Source organism: Melioribacteraceae bacterium, from assembly GCA_030584085.1.
Classification (GTDB): Bacteria; Bacteroidota; Ignavibacteria; order Ignavibacteriales; family Melioribacteraceae; genus SURF-28.
Genome location: CP129490.1, coordinates 1,758,268 through 1,784,456 on the forward strand (window position 1 = coordinate 1,758,268; position 26,189 = coordinate 1,784,456).

20 protein-coding genes and 1 riboswitch are annotated in these 26,189 nt (G+C 34.7%); all 20 genes read left to right on the forward strand.

Annotated elements, in window-relative coordinates:
* Positions 1–52: 52 nt before the first annotated feature.
* Positions 53–1,396 carry a TolC family protein gene (locus QY331_08105; GenBank protein ID WKZ71205.1) on the forward strand — a complete coding sequence of 448 codons (1,344 nt, stop codon included), beginning with the start codon at positions 53–55 and terminating at the stop codon, positions 1,394–1,396.
* 22 nt (positions 1,397–1,418) lie between these two features.
* Complete coding sequence (locus QY331_08110; GenBank protein WKZ71206.1) at positions 1,419–2,690, forward strand: efflux RND transporter periplasmic adaptor subunit; 1,272 nt, start codon at positions 1,419–1,421, stop codon at positions 2,688–2,690.
* Between the two features lie 23 nt (positions 2,691–2,713).
* Positions 2,714–3,436, forward strand: coding sequence for an ABC transporter ATP-binding protein (locus QY331_08115; protein ID WKZ71207.1), 723 nt, complete (start codon positions 2,714–2,716; stop codon positions 3,434–3,436).
* A gap of 17 nt (positions 3,437–3,453) precedes the next feature.
* Positions 3,454–4,692 (forward strand): ABC transporter permease, encoded by a 1,239-nt coding sequence (locus tag QY331_08120; GenBank protein ID WKZ71208.1) that lies wholly within the window; start codon positions 3,454–3,456, stop codon positions 4,690–4,692.
* A 24-nt stretch (positions 4,693–4,716) separates the two neighbouring features.
* On the forward strand, positions 4,717–5,946 hold the full coding sequence (locus QY331_08125; GenBank protein WKZ71209.1) for an ABC transporter permease: 1,230 nt from the start codon (positions 4,717–4,719) through the stop codon (positions 5,944–5,946).
* Complete coding sequence (locus QY331_08130; GenBank protein ID WKZ71210.1) at positions 5,947–7,182, forward strand: ABC transporter permease; 1,236 nt, start codon at positions 5,947–5,949, stop codon at positions 7,180–7,182.
* A gap of 109 nt (positions 7,183–7,291) precedes the next feature.
* Entirely contained in the window at positions 7,292–8,524 is a 1,233-nt protein-coding gene (locus tag QY331_08135; protein ID WKZ71211.1) for an ABC transporter permease, read from the forward strand.
* 9 nt (positions 8,525–8,533) lie between these two features.
* Complete coding sequence (locus QY331_08140) at positions 8,534–9,760, forward strand: ABC transporter permease (protein WKZ71212.1); 1,227 nt, start codon at positions 8,534–8,536, stop codon at positions 9,758–9,760.
* Between the two features lie 81 nt (positions 9,761–9,841).
* A complete protein-coding gene (locus tag QY331_08145; protein WKZ71213.1) occupies positions 9,842–13,300 on the forward strand; it encodes a hypothetical protein in 3,459 nt (1,152 codons plus the stop codon).
* Between the two features lie 58 nt (positions 13,301–13,358).
* The gene (locus QY331_08150) at positions 13,359–13,823 is read left to right on the forward strand and encodes an NUDIX pyrophosphatase (protein WKZ71214.1); all 465 of its coding nucleotides are present in this window, start codon (positions 13,359–13,361) and stop codon (positions 13,821–13,823) included.
* Positions 13,824–13,837: 14 nt separating this feature from the next.
* On the forward strand, positions 13,838–14,761 hold the full coding sequence (locus QY331_08155) for a PfkB family carbohydrate kinase (protein WKZ71215.1): 924 nt from the start codon (positions 13,838–13,840) through the stop codon (positions 14,759–14,761).
* Positions 14,748–15,749 carry an S-methyl-5-thioribose-1-phosphate isomerase gene (gene mtnA / locus QY331_08160; protein WKZ71216.1) on the forward strand — a complete coding sequence of 334 codons (1,002 nt, stop codon included), beginning with the start codon at positions 14,748–14,750 and terminating at the stop codon, positions 15,747–15,749. The genes QY331_08155 and mtnA overlap by 14 nt, the downstream gene beginning before the upstream one ends.
* The gene (gene recO / locus QY331_08165) at positions 15,749–16,486 is read left to right on the forward strand and encodes a DNA repair protein RecO (GenBank protein ID WKZ71217.1); all 738 of its coding nucleotides are present in this window, start codon (positions 15,749–15,751) and stop codon (positions 16,484–16,486) included. The genes mtnA and recO overlap by 1 nt, the downstream gene beginning before the upstream one ends.
* 28 nt (positions 16,487–16,514) lie before the next feature.
* The gene (locus QY331_08170; protein WKZ71218.1) at positions 16,515–18,017 is read left to right on the forward strand and encodes a trypsin-like peptidase domain-containing protein; all 1,503 of its coding nucleotides are present in this window, start codon (positions 16,515–16,517) and stop codon (positions 18,015–18,017) included.
* A gap of 96 nt (positions 18,018–18,113) precedes the next feature.
* On the forward strand, positions 18,114–19,325 hold the full coding sequence (gene aroC / locus QY331_08175; protein ID WKZ71219.1) for a chorismate synthase: 1,212 nt from the start codon (positions 18,114–18,116) through the stop codon (positions 19,323–19,325).
* 6 nt (positions 19,326–19,331) lie between these two features.
* The gene (locus QY331_08180; protein ID WKZ71220.1) at positions 19,332–19,976 is read left to right on the forward strand and encodes an MBL fold metallo-hydrolase; all 645 of its coding nucleotides are present in this window, start codon (positions 19,332–19,334) and stop codon (positions 19,974–19,976) included.
* A 64-nt stretch (positions 19,977–20,040) separates the two neighbouring features.
* Positions 20,041–20,802: an ABC transporter permease subunit gene (locus QY331_08185; GenBank protein WKZ71221.1), complete on the forward strand. Its 762-nt coding sequence runs from the start codon at positions 20,041–20,043 to the stop codon at positions 20,800–20,802.
* A gap of 4 nt (positions 20,803–20,806) precedes the next feature.
* On the forward strand, positions 20,807–21,562 hold the full coding sequence (locus tag QY331_08190) for an ATP-binding cassette domain-containing protein (GenBank protein ID WKZ71222.1): 756 nt from the start codon (positions 20,807–20,809) through the stop codon (positions 21,560–21,562).
* A 2-nt stretch (positions 21,563–21,564) separates the two neighbouring features.
* Positions 21,565–23,109 carry an acyl-CoA carboxylase subunit beta gene (locus tag QY331_08195; protein WKZ71223.1) on the forward strand — a complete coding sequence of 515 codons (1,545 nt, stop codon included), beginning with the start codon at positions 21,565–21,567 and terminating at the stop codon, positions 23,107–23,109.
* Positions 23,110–23,255: 146 nt separating this feature from the next.
* Positions 23,256–26,066 (forward strand): LysM peptidoglycan-binding domain-containing protein, encoded by a 2,811-nt coding sequence (locus tag QY331_08200; protein ID WKZ71224.1) that lies wholly within the window; start codon positions 23,256–23,258, stop codon positions 26,064–26,066.
* 21 nt (positions 26,067–26,087) lie between these two features.
* Positions 26,088–26,186: riboswitch (TPP riboswitch) on the forward strand.
* Positions 26,187–26,189 lie beyond the last annotated feature (3 nt).

Genomic DNA, 26,189 nt, shown 5'->3' on the forward strand with positions numbered 1-26,189 from the left:
CTCACAGAAATTGAAAAAATTAATTAAGAAATCCGTTTAATAGGAGACCAAAATGAAGAAAATCACCTTTCTTGTATCGCTTCTAATGGTGTCTTCGGTTTTTGCACAGAAGCAATTAACCCTAGAAGATGCAGTTTCAATTGCTCTACAACGAAATACGAGTCTAATAAAATCGCAAAATAATTTAAGTGCTTCTGAAGCAGAACTAAGAAGTGCGTATGGTGACCTGCTGCCAAACTTAGGAGCATCGGGATCTTTTGACTGGTCAAGAATTGATGACGACGGCGGCACTCAAGTTGACTTTTTAGGAAATGTAATTCAAACACCGGCTTCTTCTTCAGAGAGTAGAAGATATAGCGTTGGATTGGGTGGTGGTATTACACTGTTTAATGGCATGGCGAATTGGGCAAATATATCACAAAAAAGTAATAATCTTGAAGCAGCCGAGTTCGATTTAACAAAACTAAAACAAGATATTGTTTATCAAACTACCGAATACTTTTATGATGTTATAAACAATGAAGAAATACTAAAAGTAAGAGAAGAAAACGTAAAGTATAATCAAAAACTTTTAGAAACAATTGAAGAGAAAAATCGTCTAGGATCGGTTCCGGTTGTAGACGTATATTCACAACAAGTTCAGTTAGGAAATGCTGAATTACAACTTATACAAGCCGAAAATATTTATGAAAATTCGAAGAGCACTTTATTAAACTATCTTGCTCTAGATGTATTGGATGAATATACTTTTGTGAATAAAATTGCTCTTGATGATCAAATTAATACAGATTCATATATGACTCAGTTTGGTGATATGGAAATGCTAGTTAACGAAGCATTATCAAATAGATTTGATTATAAAAGTCAAAAATTAGCTGCAGAAAGTGCATCAGATGGAGTAACAATTGCTCGCGGCGGAATCTTTCCGCAATTAACCGGAAATTATAATTATGGTTCTAGCGCAACAACTACAAGTGATTTATTTAATAGGAGATCACTTAGTGCAGGTCTAACTTTAAGCATTCCTATTTTCTCAAACTTTAATGTTGATACAAGAATTCAATCAGCTCAGATTTTTGAACTCAATACTCTGGAAGACTTATCAGCTTTAGAACGACAAATAAAGATTGAGATTAAGCAAGGTTATTTAGATTTGTTAGCAACTAAGAAGAATCTGGATGTAACAAATAAGAATGTTATTTCCGCGAGAGAAAATAGAAGAATTAACACCGAAAGATACAATCTTGGTGCTGGTAATATAGTCGAATTGCTTCAAGCGGATAGGGACTATGTAAGCGCGCTAAGCAACAAAATTGATGCTCTTTTTGGGTTCTTTACTTCTAGAGATCGCTTGCTCAATGCTCTAGGCAAACTTGATTACAAAGTTTTTGAATAAAATTAACTTAGGAGACCTCTTCATGGCAAATGGAAAGAAGAAAAAATCGAAAAAGAAATTATTTATATTCGGTGGATTGGCATTGCTACTTTTAGTTGTTGTAATTGTAGTGGTTGCTAGCGGCGATAAAGAAGTAATTGTATCGGTTCAGACTGAAAAAGTTGAAAAAAGAACCATAACTCAAGTTGTTTCTGCTACTGGTAAAATTAATCCGGTTGAACAAGTTGTTATCACACCGGAGGTAACAGGTGAAATAGTTGAACTTCCTGTAAAAGAGGGAGTGAATGTAAATAAAGGTCAACTTTTAATTAGAATTAAACCTGATATTTATCTTGCTCAGAGAGATCGCGCACAAGCTCAGTTAGAATCTGCCAAGGCTCAATTGAAGGTGAGAGAAGCAAACCTAATGCAAGTTAGAGCAGAATTTGAACGTATGAAAGAACTTTACGAAAAAGGATTGGCAAGTGATCAGGAACTAGAAATTTCTAGATCAACTTATTTGCAGTCAGAAGGTCAATACGAATCTCAAAAAGCTTCGGTAACTCAGTCCGAGGGTTCTTTACGTGAAGCACAAGAAAATTTAGCTAAAACAGCAATTTATTCTCCACTTAATGGCACTGTTAGTGCACTCAATGTTGAGTTGGGCGAAAGGGTTTTAGGAAGCGGTTTTAGTCAGGGGACAAATATTATGACAGTTGCAGCGTTAGATAAGATGGAAGCAACTGTGGACGTTGACGAAAATGATGTTGTATTAGTTTCAACTGGTGATACAGCTAGAGTAAAAATTGATGCCTTTCGTGATAAAGAATTTTTAGGGGTAGTTACTCAAATCGGGAACAGTGCAAAAACAAGTGGGCTCGGAACACAAGATGAAGTAGTAAATTTTGAAGTAAAAATTGAATTAGTCAATAGTACTCTTGAAATCAGACCGGGTATGTCTTGCGATGCGGACATTGAAACCGAAACTAGAGAAAACGTATTCTCAGTTCCGATCCAAAGTGTTACAGCTAGAACTATTCCTCCAAAAGAAGGTGAAGAAGAAAAACCAAACGGAAAACAAGGACCACAAGAAGTTGTCTTCCTAGTAGATGGTTCGGTTGCAAAAATTGTTGCAGTTAAAACTGGAATTAGTGATGATACTCATATTGAAATTACATCAGGTTTAGAAGGTGAAGAAACTATTGTTACTGGCAGCTATAGAGCTATTTCAAAAGAATTGGAAGATGGGACTAAAGTATCGATCCAAGGTGGGGGCGGACCGGGTATGAATAGTAGAGGTCCTCGATCTGAATAATCTAAATAAAAATCGGGATTAAAATGAACATAATTAATATTGAACATATCGCGAAAATTTATCAAGTCGGATCAGAGGAAGTTCATGCTTTAGCTGATGTATCTCTTAAAATTGACAAGAATGAATATCTTGCAATTATGGGTCCTTCGGGTTCCGGTAAATCGACTTTAATGAACATCCTTGGTTGTCTAGATACTCCGACTAAAGGACTTTATGATTTCAAAGGCGAAAACGTTAGTGAGATGACTGATAATGAACTAGCCAAAATACGAAATAGAGAAATCGGATTTGTATTTCAAACATTTAATTTACTTCCTCGATCGGATGCGCTCCATAATGTTGAACTTCCGCTGATATATGCCGGAGTACCTTCATCCGAAAGAAAAGAAAGGGCACGTGAAGCCTTAGTAAATGTTGGACTGGGGGATCGCATCCATCATAAACCAAACGAGTTATCAGGTGGTCAACGCCAAAGAGTGGCGGTTGCCAGAGCATTAGTTACAAATCCGTCTATAATTCTTGCTGATGAACCAACGGGTAATTTGGATAGTAAAACAGGCGAGGAAATAATGATTCTCTTCAACGAAATTCATTTACAAGGGAATACAATAATATTAGTAACACACGAGGAATATATTGCAAGACATGCCGCTAGAATTATTAGAATCCGAGACGGATTTATCGAAAGTGATGAGAATGTGACCAATAGATATATTCCTACTCCGAGAATAGAAAAAGAATCTTAAACATTTGGGGGGAACAAATGGGTCAATACCTATTTGAATTGAAGGAAAGTTTACTTATATCTTTCCGCGCAATCCGTGTAAATAAAATACGATCCATTTTGACAACTCTTGGAATTGTTATTGGTGTAACGTCAGTTGTACTAATGTCGACTGCACTTAAGGGGATGGACATTGCCTTTCAAGATGGTGTAGCTGCTCTTGGCTCAGATAATCTTTATATTGATAAATGGTCATGGTTTGATAACAATATCCCTTGGTGGGAAGTAAGAAACAGAAAAAACCTTGATCTTGATGAATTCAAACAATATGAATCTCTTGCCAAATTACCGGAAGCCGTTGCTCCTACTGTGTGGACAAATCAAACATTAAAGTTTAAGGACAATACTCTGTACTTTAACATGATCACCGGTACTAACCATAATTATATTAAAACCACAAATCTGGAGTTTGCCGAAGGAAGATTTTTTACTGAATTAGAAAGTAACTCAGCCAGAAATGTTGTGGTTATAGGTTCATCCGTTGCTGAAAGTCTTTTCCCAAGGGGTGGTGGATTAAACGAATTCATTAAAATTAAGGGAAGAAAATTCAAAGTAATTGGAATACTTGCTCAGCAAGGAAGTTTTATTATGGGCAATTTCAATCCCGATAATCAAGCGTTCGTTCCAATCGATGTTGTATTCAAATATTTTCATAGATCCGATTTCCGAAGTATAACTTTCAATGTTAGAGCCAAAAATAATGCTCTTGTACAAGATACCAAAGATGAAGCTATCAGTTTGATGAGAAAAATCCGAGGACTTTCTTATGCGGATGAAAATGATTTTTCAATTAATCAACAAGAAGGTTTGCTGAATAATATAAATCAGACAACTTCGGTTATAAAAATTGCTGGATACTTTATCACCGGTTTAGCTCTTTTTGTTGGTGCCATTGGTATTATGAACATTATGTTTGTTTCAGTTAAAGAACGAACTCGAGAAATTGGAATTCGTAAAGCTATCGGTGCTAAAAGAAGAACTGTGCTCGGACAATTTTTATTTGAGTCATCAATAATTTGCTTAATGGGTGGATTTGTTGGTTTAGCTATAGCAGTTCTATTAAGTATGGTGGTCAATCAATTTTTACCGACTTCGGTTCAAGTTGATGCAGTCATTCTCGCGATTGTAATTTCTGTATTAACAGGGGTTATTTCTGGTCTGGCACCAGCATATACAGCCGCAAAAATGGATCCGGTTGATGCATTAAGATATGAATAGGAATAACTTCATCGGGGGAAAGTTATGAGGTTAATTGAAACTTCAAAAGTAGCATTATCAGCACTGCGTTCTAATAAATTAAGATCTACTCTTACAATGGTTGGAATCATTGTCGGGATTTTTTCCATTATTTCTATTAGTACTGTCATTGCGATGCTTCAGACAAGTATTGAAGAGGGCGTTTCAGCTTTAGGAAAAAATACTTTCCAGATTCAAAAATGGCCTGCTGTTGGTAACGGTACACAAAATTGGGCTGAGATTAGGAATCGCAAAGATATAACTTATGATGATTATACAAGACTCAAAGACATGCTGTTTGATGCGAAATATGTTGGTGCTGAGCAATGGAATTTCGGTAGAAAAATTTCCTTTAGAAATAAAGAAACGAACCCTAACATTTCAGTTTGCGGTGCAACACCTGATGCATTTCCGAATAATGATTGGTATGCAAAAGAGGGAAGAGCGGTAAATCAAAATGATGTTGACAGAGCTGAGAGAGTCATATGTTTAGGTTCCTCTGTAGCTGAATTATTATTCGAGTTCGAAGATCCTATTGGTAAAGAAGTTAAAATGGACGGGAATAAATTTCGTGTGATCGGAGTAATGGATAGTAAAGCTGGAGGAATGTTTGGAAGAGATCAAGGAAATGATAATTATATTCCTATAACTACCATGCAAGCACTATATGGTGATACACGGAGCATAAATATAACGGTAAGCGTGGACACAAAAGAAGAATATGATGATGTAATTTTACAAGCTGAAGGTGCTATGCGTACTATTAGAAAAGTACCACCTGCAGCTGCAAATGATTTTGATATTTATTCCAATGAATCTGTCCTGTTGCAAATTAATGAAATGACAGAGGGTGTGAGATTAGGAGCGTATGTCATAGGCTTAATCGCACTACTTGCTGCCGGAGTGGGTATTATGAATATTATGCTCGTTTCGGTCACCGAGAGAACAAGAGAAATAGGAATTCGAAAAGCTATAGGTGCTCGAAGACGTAATATTCTTGTTCAATTTTTGGTTGAGGCTATTACTCTATGTTTACTTGGCGGAATCGTCGGAATAATTTTTGGTTTAGGAGCCGGAAATTTTGCCGGTTCACTTTTAGAAGCAACAGCAACAATTCCAATGGATTGGGTTCTTGTTGGAGTTGTTCTTTGCGTAATAATTGGTGTTATATTTGGAACTTATCCCGCATTTAAGGCGGCTAATTTAGATCCTATTGAAGCCTTGAGGTATGAATAAATGTTAATTTTCGAAATTATTAAAGTAGCTCTAAATTCTCTTAAAGCAAATAAGCTTAGATCATCATTAACTGTTTTAGGAATTGTAGTCGGAATCTTCTCAATCATTTCAATTAGTACTGTTATTGCTATGCTTCAAACCAGTATTGAAGATGGCGTTTCAGCACTGGGCAAAAACACATTTCAAATTCAAAAATGGCCTGCTGTAGGAACGGGTACTGAAAATTGGGCGGAAATACGGAATCGTAAAAATATTAATTTGAACGATTACTATGTTCTGCAAGACAAATTAGGCCATCTCGCCTCGATCGGTGCCGAAGATTGGCAAGGTGGTAAACTATTGAAACGTGGAAACAAAAAGACTAATCCGAATATTTCTATGTGTGGTGTTACTCCGGAAGCTTTTTCTAACAATGATTGGGTTGTGACTGCAGGAAGAATTATTAATCAAAGAGACTTAGAAAGTTCTGCGCGAGTTATTGTGTTGGGTGAAGATATTAAAAATACGCTGTTTGAACCATATGAAGAACCGCTTGGAGAAGAAATCTATGTTGACGGAAACCGTCTCAAAGTTATTGGCGTGCTTGATAACAGAGATAAAGGAATGTTTGGTAGAAATGAAGGCAATTATTCTTTTGTACCTATTACATTTACTCAATCACATTATGGTTCAGAAAATAGAAGTCTAAATTTGACAGTTGCTGTTTATGACCCGGACGATTATGAAGACACACAAATGCAAGCCGAAGGAATTATGAGAACTCTAAGAAAAGTTCCTCCGGGTGCTGATAGAGATTTTGATATTTACTCAAATGAATCGGTTCTCTCACAAATTAATGAGATGACCGAAGGAATAAAAATTGGTGCCTACGTTATCGGATTAATTGCATTGCTTGCCGCCGGAGTTGGAATTATGAACATTATGCTTGTGTCAGTAACGGAACGAACGAAAGAAATTGGTGTACGAAAAGCTATTGGAGCAAGAAAAGTAAACATTTTAATACAATTTATTTCAGAAGCGATTGTACTTTGTTTAGGTGGTGGAATCGTTGGTATCATTCTTGGGATTGCCGTTGGGAACTTTGCTGGCTCATTATTAAATGCAACTGCAGTTATTCCCATGGATTGGGTACTTGTTGGAGTTTTCTTATGTGTTATGATTGGTATTATATTCGGGACTTACCCAGCAATCAAAGCTTCTAATCTAGATCCGATCGAAGCTTTACGATATGAATAGTTTATATCTCTAAACTATACCTTTCTCAATAAGCATTTGTCTAATTTTAGCAAATGCTTTTTTATTTCTGCGAATAATAATATCTTAAGCTTTTAAAAACTGGCACGCTATGAAAAATTTCCTCATCGAGTTAAAAGAAGGTATTCTCATTTCATTACGAGCAATCAGAGCTAACAAGATGCGCTCGATATTAACAACACTTGGTATAATTATAGGCATTGTAGCTGTTACAACTATGAGTACTGCAATTGTTGGTTTACGCGAAGCCTTTATCAGTTCTCTTGCTTCATTCGGCAATGATGTGTTATATATAGACAAATTTGAATGGTTTGGAGGTGAGGATTGGAGATATTATCGAAATCGAAAGGATATTACTGTTGAACAATTTGAGCAATTGCAAAAAACTTACACCGGTTACCAAGCAATGGCTCCAAACAAGAGAACTTTTGGAAGAACAATCAAATTTGAAGACCGCTCAGTGGAAGCTACATTAATTTACGGTACAACTGAAGATTATTCAGAAACGGGAAATGCCATACCACAAGATGGGCGATTTATTAATGAATTAGAAGTAAGAGCTTCGAGACGGGTTTGTGTAATTGGACAAGATATTTCTGACGGTTTATTTCCAAACGAATCTGCTCTCGGGAAGACAATAAAAATAAGTGGGATTCCCTTCAAAGTCGTCGGAGTGTTAGAAAAGCAAGGCAGTGGATTTTTGGGTTCTTTTAGTTTAGACGGACAAATAATAATGCCCTTAAAAGTATTTGAAAGAGCCTTCGGTGGAAGGGGCAACTTGCAAATTAATGTTAAAATAAAAGATGCTAATAAGATAGATGAAGCCAAAGAAGAAATTGCAGCAATTTTCAGAGTTATAAGAAAAGTTCCACCCGGTCAACCAAATGATTTTGCAGTTAATCAACAAGATGTATTCACCGATGTATATGATCAAACTGTAGGTATAATTGCTACTGCAGGAATTGTAATAACGGCATTATCATTATTCGTCGGTGCTATCGGTATAATGAATATTATGTTTGTTTCTGTAACAGAAAGAACAAAAGAAATTGGTATTCGAAAAGCAATCGGAGCAAAACGATGGTCAATTTTAACACAATTTTTAGTGGAAGCTGCTGTGATCTGTTTGATTGGTGGAATTATCGGTTTAATTATATCATATCCTCTTAGTTTAGTAATAGATCAGTTTTTACCAACGGCAATGCCTTTGGATATAGTTTTCTTATCATTATTTATTTCTGCAATGGTCGGAATTATTTCCGGATTTTTACCGGCATACAAGGCGGCTAAAATGGATCCGGTTGATGCATTAAGATACGAATAGGAATTTTTTATGCAAATCAAAGAATCAATTGTAATGGCTTTCGATTCATTAAGAACCAACAAGCTAAGATCAATTTTAACATTAATTGGAATTGGAATTGGTTTGTTCTCGATCATAATTGTGATGACTGCCATTGGTGCTGTTCAAAAAACAGTAGAAGATGCATTTAGTTCGATTGGTACTAATAATTTTATTATTCAGAAATATCCGGCAGTAAGGATGGGTCCGGGTCATTGGAGAATGTACCGTAACCGAAAAGATCTTACATCAGACCAAGGTAGAAGGTTGAAAGAATTAACAATACTTCCTACAGCAATCGGAATTGAGATGGATGATGGTGGGAATATTGTTAAATATAAGAATCTATCAACCAATCCGAATGTAAATGTTATAGGAACTGATTTAGACAACTTTATGGTAAATGACTTAAAAGTGGAATTTGGTCGTGGATTTACAATACAGGACATGGATTATATAAGACGATATGCCATTATTGGTAAAGATGTGGCTGATAAACTTTTTGAAAATGTTGATCCAATCGGAGAAGAAATTAAAGTTGATAATCAACCTTTTGAAGTTATTGGTGTTTTCGAGAAAAAGGGAAGTGTTTTAGGAAGCGGTCAGGATAATTTTGTGGCAATACCGTTACCTATGTTCGAAAGGATGTATGGTGAAGAAAGAGGAGCAACATTTACAATAATGGCTCCGAGTCCTGAGTTAATGGAAAGAACAATGGATGAAGTGATTGGAGCATTAAGAGTAATCAGAAAAGTTCCAATCGGAGAAGATAACGATTTTGAAATTGTAACAAATGACCAATTGGTTGACCAGTTCAATGATCTAACAAAGTATTTCAAGCTGGGTGCCGGTGTTGTTGCATTCATTGCGTTGCTTGCAGCCGGAGTTGGCATTATGAATATTATGCTTGTCTCGGTCACGGAACGTACGCGTGAAATTGGGATACGAAAAGCAATAGGTGCGAGAAAATCCATAATTCGTTCTCAATTTGTAGCAGAAGCTATTGTGCTTTCACAGATAGGTGGAATTGGCGGAATAGTTCTTGGCGTACTAGGTGGTAATTTGGTTGCGATAATGATAAATGTTTCGGTTGTTGTTCCCATTGATTGGATAATGATTGGATTGACTGTTACTACTTTAGTTGGCGTTGTTTTTGGCGTTTATCCGGCAATAAAAGCATCAAACTTAGACCCAATTGAAGCACTTAGATATGAATAAGAACTGATTGGAATTATCTTTTGTCTTGAATTAGTAATTTTATCCACTTAGTTTTTATTTTTCATTTCTATAATTGAATATTTGATTCGGCAAATCACAAAATTAATATTTTTCGTAATACTCTATTCGGCAGCTTTTGCTCAAGAATATAATAATATCATTTCGGTAACCGATACATTTCAAGTAAATCTTCAACGCGAATTTCATCTAAATTCAATCGCTATCATTCCAAATTCTGAGACTGTTCGATACAATAAAAATTTACTTTCTTCGAAAGATTATAAAATTAATCTAAGTGACGGAACAATAACATTAAACGAAAATCTTACACCCCGCTTAATTGACACATTGTATGTAACTTACAATACATTCAAATTATCACTTCGTAAGGAGTATAAAAGAAGATCGCTTATTGTGAGATACGATGATATACTTAATGACTCGATTAGAGTTTCAAGAGTTGAGTCATCTGGATTTACTTCCGAAGCAATATTCGGTGATAATATTCAAAAAAGTGGTTCTATTGTCCGTGGTTTTACAGTAGGGACAAATAAAGATTTTACTTTAGAAAGTGGTTTACGACTCCAGCTATCCGGTAATTTATCAGACGAAATAGAAATTGTTGCCGCTCTTACTGATGAAAATACTCCAATTCAACCGGAAGGTAACACCGAAACATTGGATGAACTAGATAAAGTATTTATCGAGGTTCGACATCCAAACGCGATCGGCACATTCGGTGATTATGATTATACAGAAAGTATTGGTGAGTTTGGAAGGATAACAAGAAAATTGCAAGGATTAAAAGGAGAATTGTTCTTTGATGAGTTATCAGCATCCGGAGCAATAGCCGGTTCAAGAGGAAAGTTTACAACAAATCAATTCAACGGTGAAGAAGGAAATCAAGGTCCATATAGGTTGTATGGAGAGAATAATGAAAATAATATAATTGTTATTGCCGGAAGTGAAAGAGTTTATATTGACGGTCAAGAAATGCGTCGTGGTGAAAACAATGATTATACAATCGAATATGCAAACGCTGAAGTTACATTCACACCAAATCGTTTAATTACTTCCGCTTCAAGAATTACAATAGATTTCGAATACTCGGATAGACAATATCAGAGAAACTTCTTCGCAGGGAATGTTAAGACTAACTTTTTTGAAGATCGATTAAAACTTAGTGTCGGATTCTTTCAAGAAAGCGATGACGAGAATAATCCAATTGATATTTCTATTTCAGATGAAGACAAAATCATTTTGGAAAATGCCGGTGATGATAGAAGTAAAGCTGTAAAAAGTGGTGCAAGGTTAGCGCAACCGGATTCTACTGGTATTGTTCGAGGTATTTATGAAAAAATAGACACAACATTTAACGGAGAACCATTTACATATTATTTTTACAATCCCGGAAGTGACAGTGCAATCTATAATGTGAGCTTTACGTTTGTCGGTATTGGACAAGGAGATTACTTAAAACGTGGTCTTGGTAATTATGAGTTTGTCGGAATTGGACAAGGGAGTTATCTTCCGATTATTTATCTTCCACTTCCGGCAAGCAGACAAATGGCAAACATTTTAATCGAAGGAAGACCATTTAACAATCTCAATATTAAAATGGAACTTGCAGGAAGTAATTGGGATAAAAATACTTTTTCAAGTTTGGATGATTCGGACAATTTTGGTTACGCGAGAAATATCGAAATAAAACTTGATCCATCTCAAATTGAAATCGGTGATTTATCTTTTGGAAAAATAGGATTCAATTACAAGGATCGATTTATTCAAGACAGATTTACCGCAATTGATAGAATTGATGAAATCGAATTCAATAGAAATTATAATGTTGTTGATCAAGAGAAATACGATGAAGAATTAAGAGAAGTTGGATTAACCTTAATTCCAATTGAGAGTCTTAATATTTATTCACAATTGGGTAGTTTAAGTCGCGGTGATTTGTTTTCGTCAAAACGATACTTAGTTAAAACTAATTATGAAGATCCTGAATCATTCAACTTAACTTATAATCTTGATTATGTCAGTTCTTCAAACAGAGGTTTCTCAACAAATTGGTTGAAGCAAGACGGAAATACATTTTATAAAATTGGTGTCATTAAACCGGGTTTAAAATTTTTACATGAAAATAAAGAAGACTACGATTCAAATGATTCATTAATGTTAAGCAGTCTTCGTTATTTTGAGTACACACCATATCTCGAATTGATTAATTGGGGTGGATTAAATTTACTTGGTGAATATTCTATACGTGAAGAATCTTTTCCACTTAATGGTATAATCCAAAAACAATCCGAAGCAATTACCAAAAATTTCAAAGTAAGTTACAGTGGAATAAAAGATTTCAATACTTCACTAAATTTTACATTACGAAACAAAAATTATACTCAAGAATTTAAGGAAATCGGTTACTTAGATTTCGAAACAATTCTGATAAGATCACAATCGCGAGCAAATTTATTTGACCGATTTTTAGACGGGGATTTATTTTACGAAGTCTCCACACAAAAAAGCGCAAGACAAGAAAAAGTCTTTGTATTAGTTGAAAAAGGAACAGGTAATTATATCTATCTTGGTGATCTAAATAATAACGGCATTAAAGATGAAAATGAATTTGAACCCGCACTATTCGACGGTGAATATATATTACTGACAGTTCCTACCGATGAACTTTTCCCGGTAATTGATTTGAAAACAAGTACAAGATGGAAAACAGAATTTGCAAGAATCTTCAAAAATGATTCATTCATTTCAACAATCTTGAATCCAATTTCAACTGAGACATATTGGAGAGTAGAAGAAAATAGTAAAGAACAAAATACTGCTAAAATTTATCTTCTTAACTTCTCACATTTCTTGAATGATTCGACAACTATTCGTGGTTCAAATCTTCTACAACAAGATATTTTTCTTTTCAAAAACAAAAATGATCTTTCTTTTAGATTTAGATTTACTCAAAGAAGAAACCTGAATCAATTTGCCGGAGGAACTGAAAAAGGTTTCTATCGCGAAAGAGGAATGCGAATAAGATTTCAGATGGTCGAAGAAATATCAAATCAAACCGAGTACACAAATACAATTGATAATAACTCTGCACCGGTTACATCAAATCGTGCACGTATTGTTTCAACCAACGAATTAACAAGCGATTTCTCATATAGACCGGAACGCAATTTGGAATTTGGTTTTGTAATTAAATTTTCTGAAAGCCGGGATGATTACCCCGAAGTGCCAACACTTGTTGATGCCAATGCCCAAATACTAAGGATGAACCTTAATTTTTCCGGAAGAGGTAGATTAAGAGTTGAACTTGAGAGGAATGAATTGAGCGCTAGTTCGGCAAACAATATAATCCCATTTGAAATTACAAAGGGGAGAGTAATAGGTAAAAACTATTTTTGGCGTGTCAATTTTGATTTTAGAATTGCCGGTAATTTACAAACAACACTTAATTATGATGGCAGACTTCAAGGAGCGGGAAAAGTAATTCATACAATGAGGGCTGAAGCAAGAGCTTATTTCTAATCCAAGTTTGGATACTACATACCTTTTTCGGATTTTTGTTTGTACAAAGTTCAGTCTTATGCATTTAACCACATTCTTAATCGAAGCTCATATATTTCGCCAAATTGACGAAAACCAAATTGAATTTCTTCTACTAAAAAGAAGTGATGGTGAAATCTATTCCGGTGTTTGGCAAATGGTTACCGGATCAATTGATAAAAATGAGAAAGCTTATCAAACTGCTCTTCGTGAAATAAAGGAAGAAACGAGTTTATTGCCCAAACAATTTTGGGTAGTTCCAAATGTTAATTCATTTTACGAACCGAAGAAAGATTACATTTGTATGGTACCGGTTTTTGCAGCTTTAGTGGATTTGGATTGCCAAGTTACTATTTCAAATGAGCATTCCGAATATAAGTGGGTAAGCCTTGATGAAGCTAAAAAATTATTAGCATGGCGTGGACAAAGAAATTCCGTTGAAATAATTTACGAGTACTTTACTAAAGAAAAAAGCTTCTTAAATTTTGTTGAAATTAAATTATAAAGAGGAGATCAGTTTTGAGTATCTTAATTGTAGGTTCAATTGCGTTAGACTCCGTTGAAACACCATTCGATAAAGTTGATAATGCACTCGGTGGATCAGCCACTTATTTTTCATTAGCGGCAAGCTATTTTACCGGTCCAATTAATTTAGTTGGTGTTGTCGGTGAAGATTTTTCAAAAGACCATATTAAACTATTGGAAGATCATAATGTAGATTTAGATGGATTACAAGTTGTCGAAGGCGGTAAAACATTTAGATGGGGAGGGAAGTATCATTATGACCTTAATAATCGTGATACATTGTTCACGGATTTAAATGTATTTCAAGATTTTAACCCACAACTTCCGGAACGCTATAAAAAAAGTAGTCACGTAGTCTTAGGAAATATTCAACCCGAACTGCAATTAAAAGTATTAGATCAACTCGAAAATCCTAAATTCATTGTATGTGATACAATGAATCTCTGGATTGAAAACGCTAAAGATAAACTGCTTGAAGTACTAAAACATGTAAACGTATTAATTATAAATGATTCTGAGGCAAGACTCCTAACCAAGGAGCCAAACCTGATTAAAGCAGCTGCAATGATTCGAGCTGAAGGACCGGAATATTTAGTAATTAAAAAAGGTGAGCACGGCGCACTTCTTTTTGGAGATCAAACAATCTTCTCGGCACCAGCATATCCTATTCAAAATATTTATGATCCAACCGGTGCGGGTGATAGTTTTGCCGGTGGTTTTGCCGGATATATGCATAAGACTTCTGATTTTAGTTTCGACAATATTAAACGAGCCGTAATTTACGGCAGCACCATGGCTTCATTCTGTGTAGAAAAATTCAGCACAAAAGGATTGGAAAATTTATCTACTTTAGAAATACAATCTAGATTTCATGAATTTAGAGAGTTAACACGTTTCGATGAAGATGAACGACTTTAAAACCATAGATTTCAAAAACGATAAACTTATTTTAATTGATCAGACTAAACTTCCGTTAGAAGAAGTCTATATCGAAACTGACGATTACAATCGAATTGCTGAATCAATTGAAAAATTGGAAGTTCGTGGCGCACCCGCGATTGGCGTAGCTGCAGCTTATGCAGTTGCACTTTCATTTAAGAATCAAGTTGAAAATAATGATCTGCATTTTCAAAAAGTATATGAAAGGCTTCGTCAAACACGACCTACCGCAGTCAATCTTTTTTGGTCTTTAGATAAAATGAAAAATGTTTTCAACTCCGTGAAATTTAGCAGATATATCTATATTGAATTGTTATCAGAAGCAAAATCAATTCACCAAGACGATATAGAAAAATGTGAAAAGATGGCAGCAAATGGTCTTGAAATTTTCGATTCACCAAAAACAGTGTTGACTCATTGTAATGCTGGACAGTTAGCAACCGGTGGCGGAGGAACAGCATTATACGTAATAATAAATGCTTTTAGAAAAGGGTTGGTAAAGTTAGTTTATGCCGATGAAACCCGCCCGTTATTGCAAGGAAGTAGATTAACTGCTTTTGAATTAGAGAAAGCTAATGTTCCATTTAAAATTAATACTGACTCTACCGCGGCTATGCTAATGTCACAAAAAAAAATCGATATGGTTATTACGGGTGCTGATCGAATTGCTGCTAACGGTGATGCTGCTAACAAAATCGGGACATATAATCTAGCTGTTTTATGTTCCCATCATAAAATACCATTCTATATCGTTGCACCGACTTCCACAATTGATACATCATTAAAATCCGGGAAAGATATTATTATTGAAGAAAGATCTAAAACAGAAATTACAAAAATTAAAGATGTGCAGATTACAAAAGACAAATACGAAGTATATGCGCCGGCATTCGATGTAACTCCAAATCACCTTATAACGGCTATCATTACCGAAAAATCATTACACAAACCTCCTTATAAATTTTAATGAGTCATCTCGAAAAAACGAATGCAATAGTTCTCACTAAACTAAATTTTGGAGACACTAGTAAAATTGTAACTCTCTTTACCGAAGAGTTTGGAAAAGAGACTTGTATTATAAAAGGAGGAAGATCATCCAAATCAAAATTTGGAGCAATAATAGATGTTATGAATCATGTGCAAGTAATATTTTATAAGAAGCAAAGCAGAGAAGTCCAACTTATTAGTCAAGCCGACCTCATTTCTCATTTCCCACATATAAAACAAAACCTAGATTCCCTTAAATATGCTTCAGGTGTATTGGAACTATTAAATTCATTAATAATTTCTAATGAACAGAACTCAAAATTATTTAGGGGAACTATAAAAATTCTTAATCTAATGGATAAAGAAGAGAACCATCCACAGTTATTATTTGTTAAGTATTTAATGTTCTTTATTGATGAGCTCGGATATTCATTAAAAGAATACGAATGTAAAATTTGCGGAAATCCTTTGGATGAGAACTCAGATGTGTTGTATAATCAGGAAAAAGGATTTATGTGTGTTAATTGCGGGAAACATCAATTAATAAACTTCGAGTTTTCTAAGGAACTTTTCAAATTATTAATTTGTCTAAGCGGCAGGCAAAACGAATGTAAATATTCAATCGAGAACTTAAACAGACTTGTTTCGTTTTTTGAAAAGTTTTTGAAATATCATATACCGGAATTCAAAGGTATTAAATCCATTTACACACTTTAGAAAGTATTCCAATATTGGAGGATAAATTATGCGTACAAAAAATCTTGTTGCGGCATTTTCACTTGTCGTGCTTGGAGTTATTTTTGGTGCGGTTTTAGTTTCAAGCTTTGGCTGGGTGAGACCCGGTTTAGCAGATGTTAGAATTGGTTCAGACGCAGCTCCCGTCCAGGATATTGATCCTGAACTTCTTACTTTTAACAATGCATTTATTGAGGTTGCTGAAAAAGTCACTCCTTCTATTGTTCAGATAAGAGTTATTTCCAGAGTTGAACGAGAAGAAAATAAAAGAGATCCCTTCCATTTCTTTATGCCTTTTCGCGAAGATATCCCTCGTGAAAGACAAGGTTCCGGTAGTGGTGTAATAATTTCAGAAGATGGGTATATCTTAACCAATAATCACGTTGTCGAAAATGCATCACAAGTTACAGTTGATATGAATGATAGAACATCATACGATGCGGAAGTTATCGGTACCGATCCACTCACTGATCTGGCAGTAATAAAAATTGATGCAAGTGATCTTCCAGCGGCTTATTTAGGAGATTCCGATAATCTAAAAGTAGGTCAATGGGTGATGGCAATCGGAAATCCGTTGGCATTTACCTCGACAGTTACAGCCGGAATCGTTAGTGCATTCGGAAGAAGTTTAAATCTAATTCGAGATAGTTACGGTGTTGAAAATTATATACAAACAGATGCTGTGATTAATCGAGGAAATAGCGGTGGGGCCTTAGTCGATCTAAGTGGTGCTGTTATTGGTATTAATAGTGCAATTGCTACTGATGGAATCACATCTAGTTATATAGGTTACGGATTTGCTATACCAATAAATTTAGCTAAAGCAGTTGCAGAGGATCTGATTGTTAATGGTACGGTAAATCGTGGTTACATTGGGGTGAGAATTGAAGCTGTTAATTCTGCGACAGCGAAAGCAATCGGATTTGATAAACCAAAAGGTGTGTTAATACAAGAAGTTATGAAAGACGGCTCAGCAGCTCAAGAAGATGTTAAAGCAGGAGATGTAATCTTAAAGGTAGATGATGTTGAAGTTAATCAACCGAATGAACTGCAGGCTTATATTGCCAAAAAACGTGCAAATGATATTGTGAAATTAACCCTTTATAGAGATGGTGAAACAATTACGCGTACAATTAAATTGAAAGCAAGAGATGATAATCAAACTGCTACCGCTTCAAATAGTTCGTCAAAGAAAGATCGCGATTTAGATAAAAAAATTGATGAAATTGAAATCGGAAACATTGGTTTGAAAATTAAGGATTTGAAAAGCGATCAACTAGAGAAATTTGATACTGAGTACGGAGTTTTAATTACTGAAGTAAAAAGATTTGGCAAAGCTTATGACCAAGGTTTGGCTCAAGGATTAGTGATAACCGAAGTCGATCGTAAACCGGTAGAATCAGTCGTAGATTTTGATGATGCGGTTAAATCTAAAGCTGGTAGTGCTGTTCTTCTAAAAGTAATCGATTCACAAGGCGGAACAAGATTTGTTGGATTGGAAATCCCCAACTAGTTAGAATAAAGTCCATATTCTAATTATATAAGAAAGCGTCTCATTTATTGAGGCGCTTTTTTTATATTTGTAAATCATTCATAACAGAAAAATATCATGATAAGATTTCTTACAGCAGGTGAATCACACGGGAAAAGTTTAACTGCCATAGTTGAAGGATTTCCTTCGAACATTAAAATAGAAAATGAATATATCAATTATCATTTAAGCCGCAGACAAATGGGTTACGGTCGCGGTGGTAGAATGAAAATTGAAAAAGATACAGCCGAAATTACCGCCGGTATTCGATTTCAAAAAACTCTCAGTTCTCCAATTTCTTTAATAATTAAAAACAATGATTGGGAAAATTGGATAGAGAAAATGTCTCCCGAAATTAATAGAGGAAAGGGTATTGAGTTTATTACAGTTCCTCGTCCCGGTCATGCGGATTTGGTTGGTGTTACAAAATACAATTTTGACGATATTCGAAACTCCATAGAGAGATCAAGTGCAAGAGAAACAGCTGCCAGAGTTGCTGCTTGTTCAATCGCCAGAAAGTTTTTAGAGGAATTTGATATTCATATTGGAAGTTATGTTGAAAGTATCGGTGACATTTATTCTGAAGATAATTTTACAGATAAATTATACCAGAATAAAACCGGTAAGTATTTTACAGCTAATAAACTAAATGAAAGAGCGGATAAAAGTTCTGTCCGAGTTCTTGACAAACATCAAGAAGCTAATATTATTAATAAAATTAAACTTGCAAAGAAAAAAGGCGATACACTCGGTGGAAATTTTGTTGTTGTTGCAACCGGTGTGCCGGTTGGTCTTGGCAGCTTTGTTCATTACGATCGTAAACTTGATGCAGAAATAGCGCAATCAATAATGTCAATTAATGCAGTTAAGGGTGTTGAAATAGGAACGGGATTCCAATCTGCTGATGCATTCGGTTCACAATCTCATGATGAAATTGTTTTAAGAAACAATGAACTTACTAGAAAAACAAATCGTGCCGGTGGTATTGAAGGTGGAATTTCTACGGGGCTTCCAATTATTGTTCGTGCTGCAATGAAACCAATCGCTACACTTATGTCACCGATTGAAACAGTTGATTTAAAAGGAATGAATTCAATAAAAGCTCGCAGAGAACGAAGTGATTTTGTTGCCGTTCCCGCTTGTGCCGTAATTAGCGAATCAATGCTTGCATGGAGTTTAGCAAAAATTTTCTTGGAAAAATTCGGCGGTGATTCGATTGAAGAAACAAAGGAGAATTACAAAAATTATAATCGCAATTTGATGAAAAAAATAAAACATAATTTTAGGTAAGTAATAATGTCATTAAAACTACACAAATTTGTATTCAGTCCATTTATGGAAAACACTTATTTAGTATGGGATGATGCAAATAAAGAAACTGCAATAATTGACCCAGGTTGTTACAACGAAGAAGAAAGAATAAAATTGGAAAATTTCATCGAGAAGAATGAATTAAAAGTGAAATATCTCGTAAATACTCATTGTCATATTGACCACGTATTTGGAAATGAATTTGTTAAGAATAAATACAATCCATTATTCATAGCTCCGGAAGAAGATAAATTTTTACTTGACAACACGGTTGAGCAAGCTAAAATGTTTGCTGTAGAGATGTCTCCTTCTCCTCAGCCGGATGAATTTATTTATGATGGTATGTCAATCGCAATCGGTAATATCCAGAATGAATTCATTTTCACACCGGGACATACACCGGGTGAGTATTCAATTTATTTCCCGGATGATAAAATATGCATAACCGGTGATGTATTGTTCAGAGAGGGAATCGGAAGAACAGATTTGTGGGGAGGTAATATGGAAACTCTGCTTAGTTCAATAAAAACGAGATTATTCACTTTACCCGATGAAGTTACAATATTCCCCGGTCATGGAGAAAAAAGTACAATCGGACACGAGAAGAAGAACAATCCCTTTTTATCGTAAGATTAATTGATTTCCGTTAATGCTATAAATATATTCGTTTAACAAAACTAAAAGTCTATTGCCATTGAATTCATTTCAGAAAAAAATAATTCTTAAGAATCGCTTAACTTTTTTATTCGTACTTGTTTTTGTTTATGTACTTTTATTTGAGTTCATTCTTCCAATTAACAAATTCTTACCCAAACCCAGTCTGCTTATTGAAACATTCCCGGCATTATTAACCGATTACAATTTGCTAGCTGAAATGACAATTACTACCACGATTGTCTATCTTTCGATTGTTATCGGATATTTTATTGTTTGGCTTTTTTCTTATCAGTTTTCAAAATTGATATCAAAGAATATAGGATTGTTTAATAATCTCAGATTATTTAGGAACTTCCCCGCATTCTATTTCGCAATACTTTTTGCATTTTGGTTTGGTTCTTCACTACTAGCAGAACTTTTATTCGCTTCGGTTATTTCAGCATTTTTTATTGCATTATCGTATATGCAGATTGCTGTGAATGTACCAGCTGAATATTTTGATTCAGGGAGAAGTCTTGGATTAACAGGGAAAAATTTACATAAAAATGTTACTTGGAAATATTCATTACCATTCATATTCAAAGAATTACACCGTTTGCATTACTATTTATGGGTATTAATATTAATCTATGAATTTATTGGTTCCTCAAATGGATTCGGAGGGATATATAATCTTGCATTAAGTTACAATGATCTCTCTGCAATTATTATGTTGGGAATTATTATTGCCTTGTTGATTTGGCTCGGTAATTCAATAATTGATTTTATTGAAAAGAAATTAGTTTTCTGGAAAGTTTAAAGAAATGAAGAATCTCATTGAAGTAAAAAATTTATCAAAAGATTATGCTGACCCATCGGGATTTAATGTCCATCTTCTTGAGGATATTTCAATAAATATAGAAGAAGGATCAATTACATCTATAGTGGCTCCTACCGGTGCGGGAAAATCTTCGTTGCTTCGTATTCTTGGTAATTTGGAAAGTCTAACTGGCGGCACAATCAATAATAATTTTGAGAACAAAAAAATAGTATATATTCCATCTCAAGCTTCTTCATATCCTTGGTATTCCGTAAGAGAAAATTTAATGTTGCTCAATATTGATGAAAAATTGTTCAAAGAAATTATTCATTTGGTTGGATTGGAAGGCTATGAAGATCATTATCCTGACAATAATAGTTTAGCATTTAGATTAAGAATTTCCCTCGGCAGAGCGATCGCAGCTAATGCAGGTACAATAATTTTAGATGAACCCTTCTTAAAAAATATTAAACAGGAATCATTGGAACGAATTTACGAGTTAATATTATTGCTTAAATCTACTTTGGGTCTTACGATAATAATGGGAACTTCAAATTTATCAGAGAGTATTCTATTATCGGATAAAATTTATTTGATGAAAAAGAATCCTGGCAAGATATTCGATAGTATTGATATATCTTTTGAACAAAATAGAGATGTAAAGCAGATGAGTTCGGAAAAATTCAATGAGTATAGAAGTCTAATTGAACAAAAAATGAAATCAGAACCATCACAAATTTTATCAAATATTACAGTGTAAGAATGAAAGAGAATTGGAAAAAATTAGAACAAGTTAGAGAAGAAGCAAAATTAGGCGGAGGTCTAGAGAAAATTAAAGCTCAGCATGATAAAGGAAAGTTAACTGCCCGCGAAAGAATTGATTTGCTTGTTGATGAAGGCAGTTTCGATGAAATAGATATGTTCGTTAAACATAGAACTTCAGATTTCGGATTAGACAAAAAAAAGTTACCTGGTGATGGTGTTGTAACCGGTTTTGCAAAAATTAATGATAGACCCGTTGGAATATTCAGTCAAGATTTTACAGTATTCGGAGGTTCACTTTCCGAAGCCCATGCAGAAAAAATTTGTAAGATAATGGATAAATGTTTGAAGTTAGGTCTTCCAATTATTGGTTTGAATGATAGCGGTGGTGCGAGAATTCAAGAAGGAGTTGTTAGTCTAGGTGGTTATGCAGATATATTTTTACGAAATACATTAGCGTCAGGTGTCATTCCTCAAATTTCTGCAATATTGGGTCCTTGTGCAGGTGGTGCTGTATATTCACCGGCAATAACAGATTTTGTTTTTATGGTTCAAGAGACAAGCCATATGTTCGTGACTGGTCCTAATGTTGTCAAAACTGTAACTCATGAAGAAGTAACATTTGAGGATTTAGGTGGTGCTTCAACTCATGCATCTAAAAGTGGAGTAGCACATTTTGCATATGAATCCGAGATTGAAGTCTTCCAAAACATCAGGAAGTTAATGGATTTTCTTCCACTAAATTGGAAAGATAGAAGTCCCGAAAAAGATTTTGATTTCACAAAAGTTTTTATTGAACCTAAGTTGGATGAAATCGTTCCGGAGAATCCAAATAAGCCATACAATATGTATGATATTATAAATCTTCTTGTTGATGATCATGATTTCCTAGAAGTGCATAAGTATTATGCCCAAAATCTGATTGTAGGTTTTGGAAGAGTTGGTGGTATGACAGTCGGAATAATTGCAAACCAACCCTCGGTTCTTGCGGGAGTTCTTGATATTAATGCATCAACAAAAGGTGCTAGATTTGTAAGATTTTGTGATGCTTTCAATATTCCTTTATTAGTGTTAGAAGATGTACCCGGATTTTTACCAGGGACTGAACAGGAATGGAATGGTATTATTAGGCATGGAGCTAAGTTATTATTTGCGTTCTGTGAGGCAACAGTTCCTAAAGTTACAGTTATTACTCGTAAAGCATATGGTGGTGCTTACGATGTGATGAACTCCAAACATATTCGTGGTGACTTCAACTTTGCTTGGCCAACAGCTGAAATAGCAGTTATGGGTCCAAAAGGTGCGGTTGAAATAATCTTTAAAAAAGAGATTGAGGCTTCCGAAAATCCCGAGCAAAAAATTCAAGAAATGGTGGAAGATTATAGAGAAAAATTTGCTAATCCTTTTATCGCGGCCGAAAGAGGATATGTTGATGATGTAATCAAACCAAATGAAACAAGACAAAAACTAATAAATGCTTATCAATTGCTAAAAACAAAAGTAGATGCAAATCCCAAAAAGAAACACTGCAATATTCCGCTTTAGGAATTATTTTATCGCTTTATTTAGGCAATAAAACTTCTGCTAAGTTATTTAATATCAATAATTAACAGTAATCCTATAACAAATCCCTTGACAAAATTTATATAAGATATTAATTTGCAAAAGCATTTCAAAATAAAGGAGAATAGGTGAAGCCGACCAAAATTTTACTCATTACGATCTTATTAACTTTTCTAACATCCTGCGGTGTATTTAGTGATGTTTCAAAATCAGATGGACAGATTTCCGAAGAGCAAAATAAAACAGTTGAAACCTTCGTTTTAATAAATGAGAAAATGGAACAATCGCGTCAACACTATGTCGATGCTTTAAGATATCAGCGACTTGGTTTCAAAAAAGAAACTATTGACGCTTATGAAAACTCCCTCAAAATTATTAATGAACTCAGTTACTATCCGGACATTGAACAGAACGAAGCTTACTATGAATTAGAGAATTCTATAGTTGAAGATTATCAAGGATTTATTGACTCATTAGATGAACTTCCTGAGAATGCTTCAGTATATGCATTAGAAGAATGGATGTCCAAACAAATGCCTGATATACTTCTATCTGATGAAGAAGAATTTATCGAGGAAGAACCGCTTGATAATCAAACCATAATTATTGGCGATTTCCCGTTAGATATTAACCGTTATGTTGAACAATACATAGAATATTTTACCGGTCGCGGAAGAAGATATATGGAAAGTTGGTTAAGCCGTTCTGGCAAGTATTTTCCTATGATGGTAAAAATATTTAATGAAGAACAAGTTCCAACTCAGCTTATATTTTTGAGTATGATGGAAAGCGGATTAAATCCATCTGCAAGGTCTTGGGCACGAGCTGTAGGTTTATGGCAGTTTGTAAAAGGTACCGGAAAAATGTATGACTTAGAGGCAGATTTTTATGTAGATGAAAGACGTGATCCTGAAAAAGCTACGCGTGCAGCTGCGAGACATTTAAGAGATTTGTATTATTCTCTTGGTGATTGGTATTTAGCTTTAGCATCTTATAATGCCGGAGAAGGCAGAATAAGAAGAGCAATGAAAAGAGCCGGCTCAACGGACTATTGGGAATTAAGAAATTATTTGCCAAAAGAAACACGTAACTACGTCCCTCAATATATTGCCGTAACTTTAATTTCCAGTAGACCTGAAAATTACGGATTCTCGGACATACAATTTGAAAAGGAATATGATTACACCGTTTATGAAATTAATGAAGCAATCGATCTAAATGTTTTGGCAAAATGTGCTGGAATATCATTAGATATTTTGAAAGATATGAATCCATCTCTTTTACAATATTCCACACCACCCCAACGTGTGAGACCATTTGAATTGAAAATTCCCACAAAATCCTATGATTCTTTTGTTGAAAATTTAAAATCAATTCCAGATGAAGCTAAACTTCAATATGTTGTCCATACTGTTAGATCAGGTGAAACTCTTTCGGGTATTGCATCGAAATACAGTGTGAATCTAAATAATCTAGCAAAGACCAATAACATCTCGATTAAATCTCGTATTTATCCGGGTGTCGACCTCAAAATCCCAATTTCGAATGTATCAAGTGATGATATAGTCATAAATACCGATAATATGATCGCACTTGAAGATGGTGATCTTTATGTGCTTGGTGCTGACCAGCCTTACAAAACTGAAGTTACAGAGAATTCATCTGAAGATAAATTCTTAAAATTATATCAACAGCAAATGAGTGAGACAAATGTAACCGAGTTGGTCATACCGGAAGGAATGGAAATGGTTACTTATACGGTTAAATCCGGTGATAAATTAATTGATCTAGCCGAAATTTTTGATGTGAGAGTCTCTGATATTCGTAACTGGAATAATTTGCCTTATACAAGCACAATAATTGTTGGTCAAATACTGAATATTTATGTTCCCGGAGAAAACAAAGACTATTATGCTTCAATAGATGAACTTAGCAGAACACAAAAAACTCGGATGCAAAATACCTCGGCAGAAGGTTCTTGGGTTAAACATAAGATAAGAAGAGGTGAGACTTTATCCGCAATTGCTTATAAATATGGAGTATCGATTAATCAGTTAAAACGATGGAACAATTTAAGGAATACTAGAATCGTTGCCGGAAAGACATTAGAAATTTACACCGGTGATGAATCAAATATGGTTGCAAATTCTTCATCTAATCAAGATCAGGGTAATTCAAATTTTTCTACATATAGAATTAAAAAAGGCGATACATTAAGTGAAATTGCTATTAAATTTGGTGTTACCACAAATGAATTACGCGCTTGGAATAATATTGACGGAAATAAAATTGTTGCAGGAAAGAATCTAAAAGTTAAAGGTGATGAGCAGCCGGTATCTTACGGAGACAACACTCCAACTACCACAGAAAATATGGTAAATTATACAATCCGCAAAGGGGATACAATTGGCGGAATCGCATATAAGTTCGGAGTTACTTCCGCTCAAGTAAGAGATTGGAATGGATTATCAAATAACAAAATTATTGCCGGTAAAAATTTGAAAATATATTCAAGCGTAACTAATAGTGAAAGTAAAAACCCGGAATTAACTTCACCACAAGAATTTAAATCCGGTAATGATGAAACAATAACCTATGTTGTTAAAAAAGGCGATACAATCGGTCATATAGCCGAGAAATACAAAATTTATGCATCAGATATAAGACAGTGGAATAATCTAATCGGAAGTAGAATTAATATCGGTCAAGAATTGGTTATTTATCCAAATAAATCTTCAAGAGAGGAAGATTTACAAAATAATACACAGACATTTGCAAATCCGGCAAATATTTCTAAATTACACAAGGTAAAAGAAGGCGAATCGCTTTGGTCTATAGCCAAAAAGTATAATATTAAAGTTGCTGATATAATGAAATGGAATTCATTAAATAGTGACAAGATTCGTCCCGGATCCGAATTAAAAATTATGCACAATTAGTTCTTCAAAATTTTGTTGGTCGAATACCGTTAGGGGTGTCCGTTATTGTATGCGGACTGAGATAACACCCTTGAACCTGATCTGGATAATACCAGCGTAGGAAAACGTGAAAGAGAATTACTC

Coding starts and splice junctions, on each gene's coding strand:
- QY331_08180 (WKZ71220.1), top strand. CDS start 19,332: ATGTCATTAAAACTACACAAATTTGTATTCAGTCCATTTATGGAAAAC.
- QY331_08115 (WKZ71207.1), top strand. CDS start 2,714: ATGAACATAATTAATATTGAACATATCGCGAAAATTTATCAAGTCGGA.
- QY331_08190 (WKZ71222.1), top strand. CDS start 20,807: ATGAAGAATCTCATTGAAGTAAAAAATTTATCAAAAGATTATGCTGAC.
- aroC (WKZ71219.1), top strand. CDS start 18,114: ATGATAAGATTTCTTACAGCAGGTGAATCACACGGGAAAAGTTTAACT.
- mtnA (WKZ71216.1), top strand. CDS start 14,748: ATGAACGACTTTAAAACCATAGATTTCAAAAACGATAAACTTATTTTA.
- QY331_08150 (WKZ71214.1), top strand. CDS start 13,359: ATGCATTTAACCACATTCTTAATCGAAGCTCATATATTTCGCCAAATT.
- QY331_08135 (WKZ71211.1), top strand. CDS start 7,292: ATGAAAAATTTCCTCATCGAGTTAAAAGAAGGTATTCTCATTTCATTA.
- QY331_08170 (WKZ71218.1), top strand. CDS start 16,515: ATGCGTACAAAAAATCTTGTTGCGGCATTTTCACTTGTCGTGCTTGGA.
- QY331_08110 (WKZ71206.1), top strand. CDS start 1,419: ATGGCAAATGGAAAGAAGAAAAAATCGAAAAAGAAATTATTTATATTC.
- QY331_08105 (WKZ71205.1), top strand. CDS start 53: ATGAAGAAAATCACCTTTCTTGTATCGCTTCTAATGGTGTCTTCGGTT.
- QY331_08130 (WKZ71210.1), top strand. CDS start 5,947: ATGTTAATTTTCGAAATTATTAAAGTAGCTCTAAATTCTCTTAAAGCA.
- QY331_08195 (WKZ71223.1), top strand. CDS start 21,565: ATGAAAGAGAATTGGAAAAAATTAGAACAAGTTAGAGAAGAAGCAAAA.
- recO (WKZ71217.1), top strand. CDS start 15,749: ATGAGTCATCTCGAAAAAACGAATGCAATAGTTCTCACTAAACTAAAT.
- QY331_08125 (WKZ71209.1), top strand. CDS start 4,717: ATGAGGTTAATTGAAACTTCAAAAGTAGCATTATCAGCACTGCGTTCT.
- QY331_08120 (WKZ71208.1), top strand. CDS start 3,454: ATGGGTCAATACCTATTTGAATTGAAGGAAAGTTTACTTATATCTTTC.
- QY331_08140 (WKZ71212.1), top strand. CDS start 8,534: ATGCAAATCAAAGAATCAATTGTAATGGCTTTCGATTCATTAAGAACC.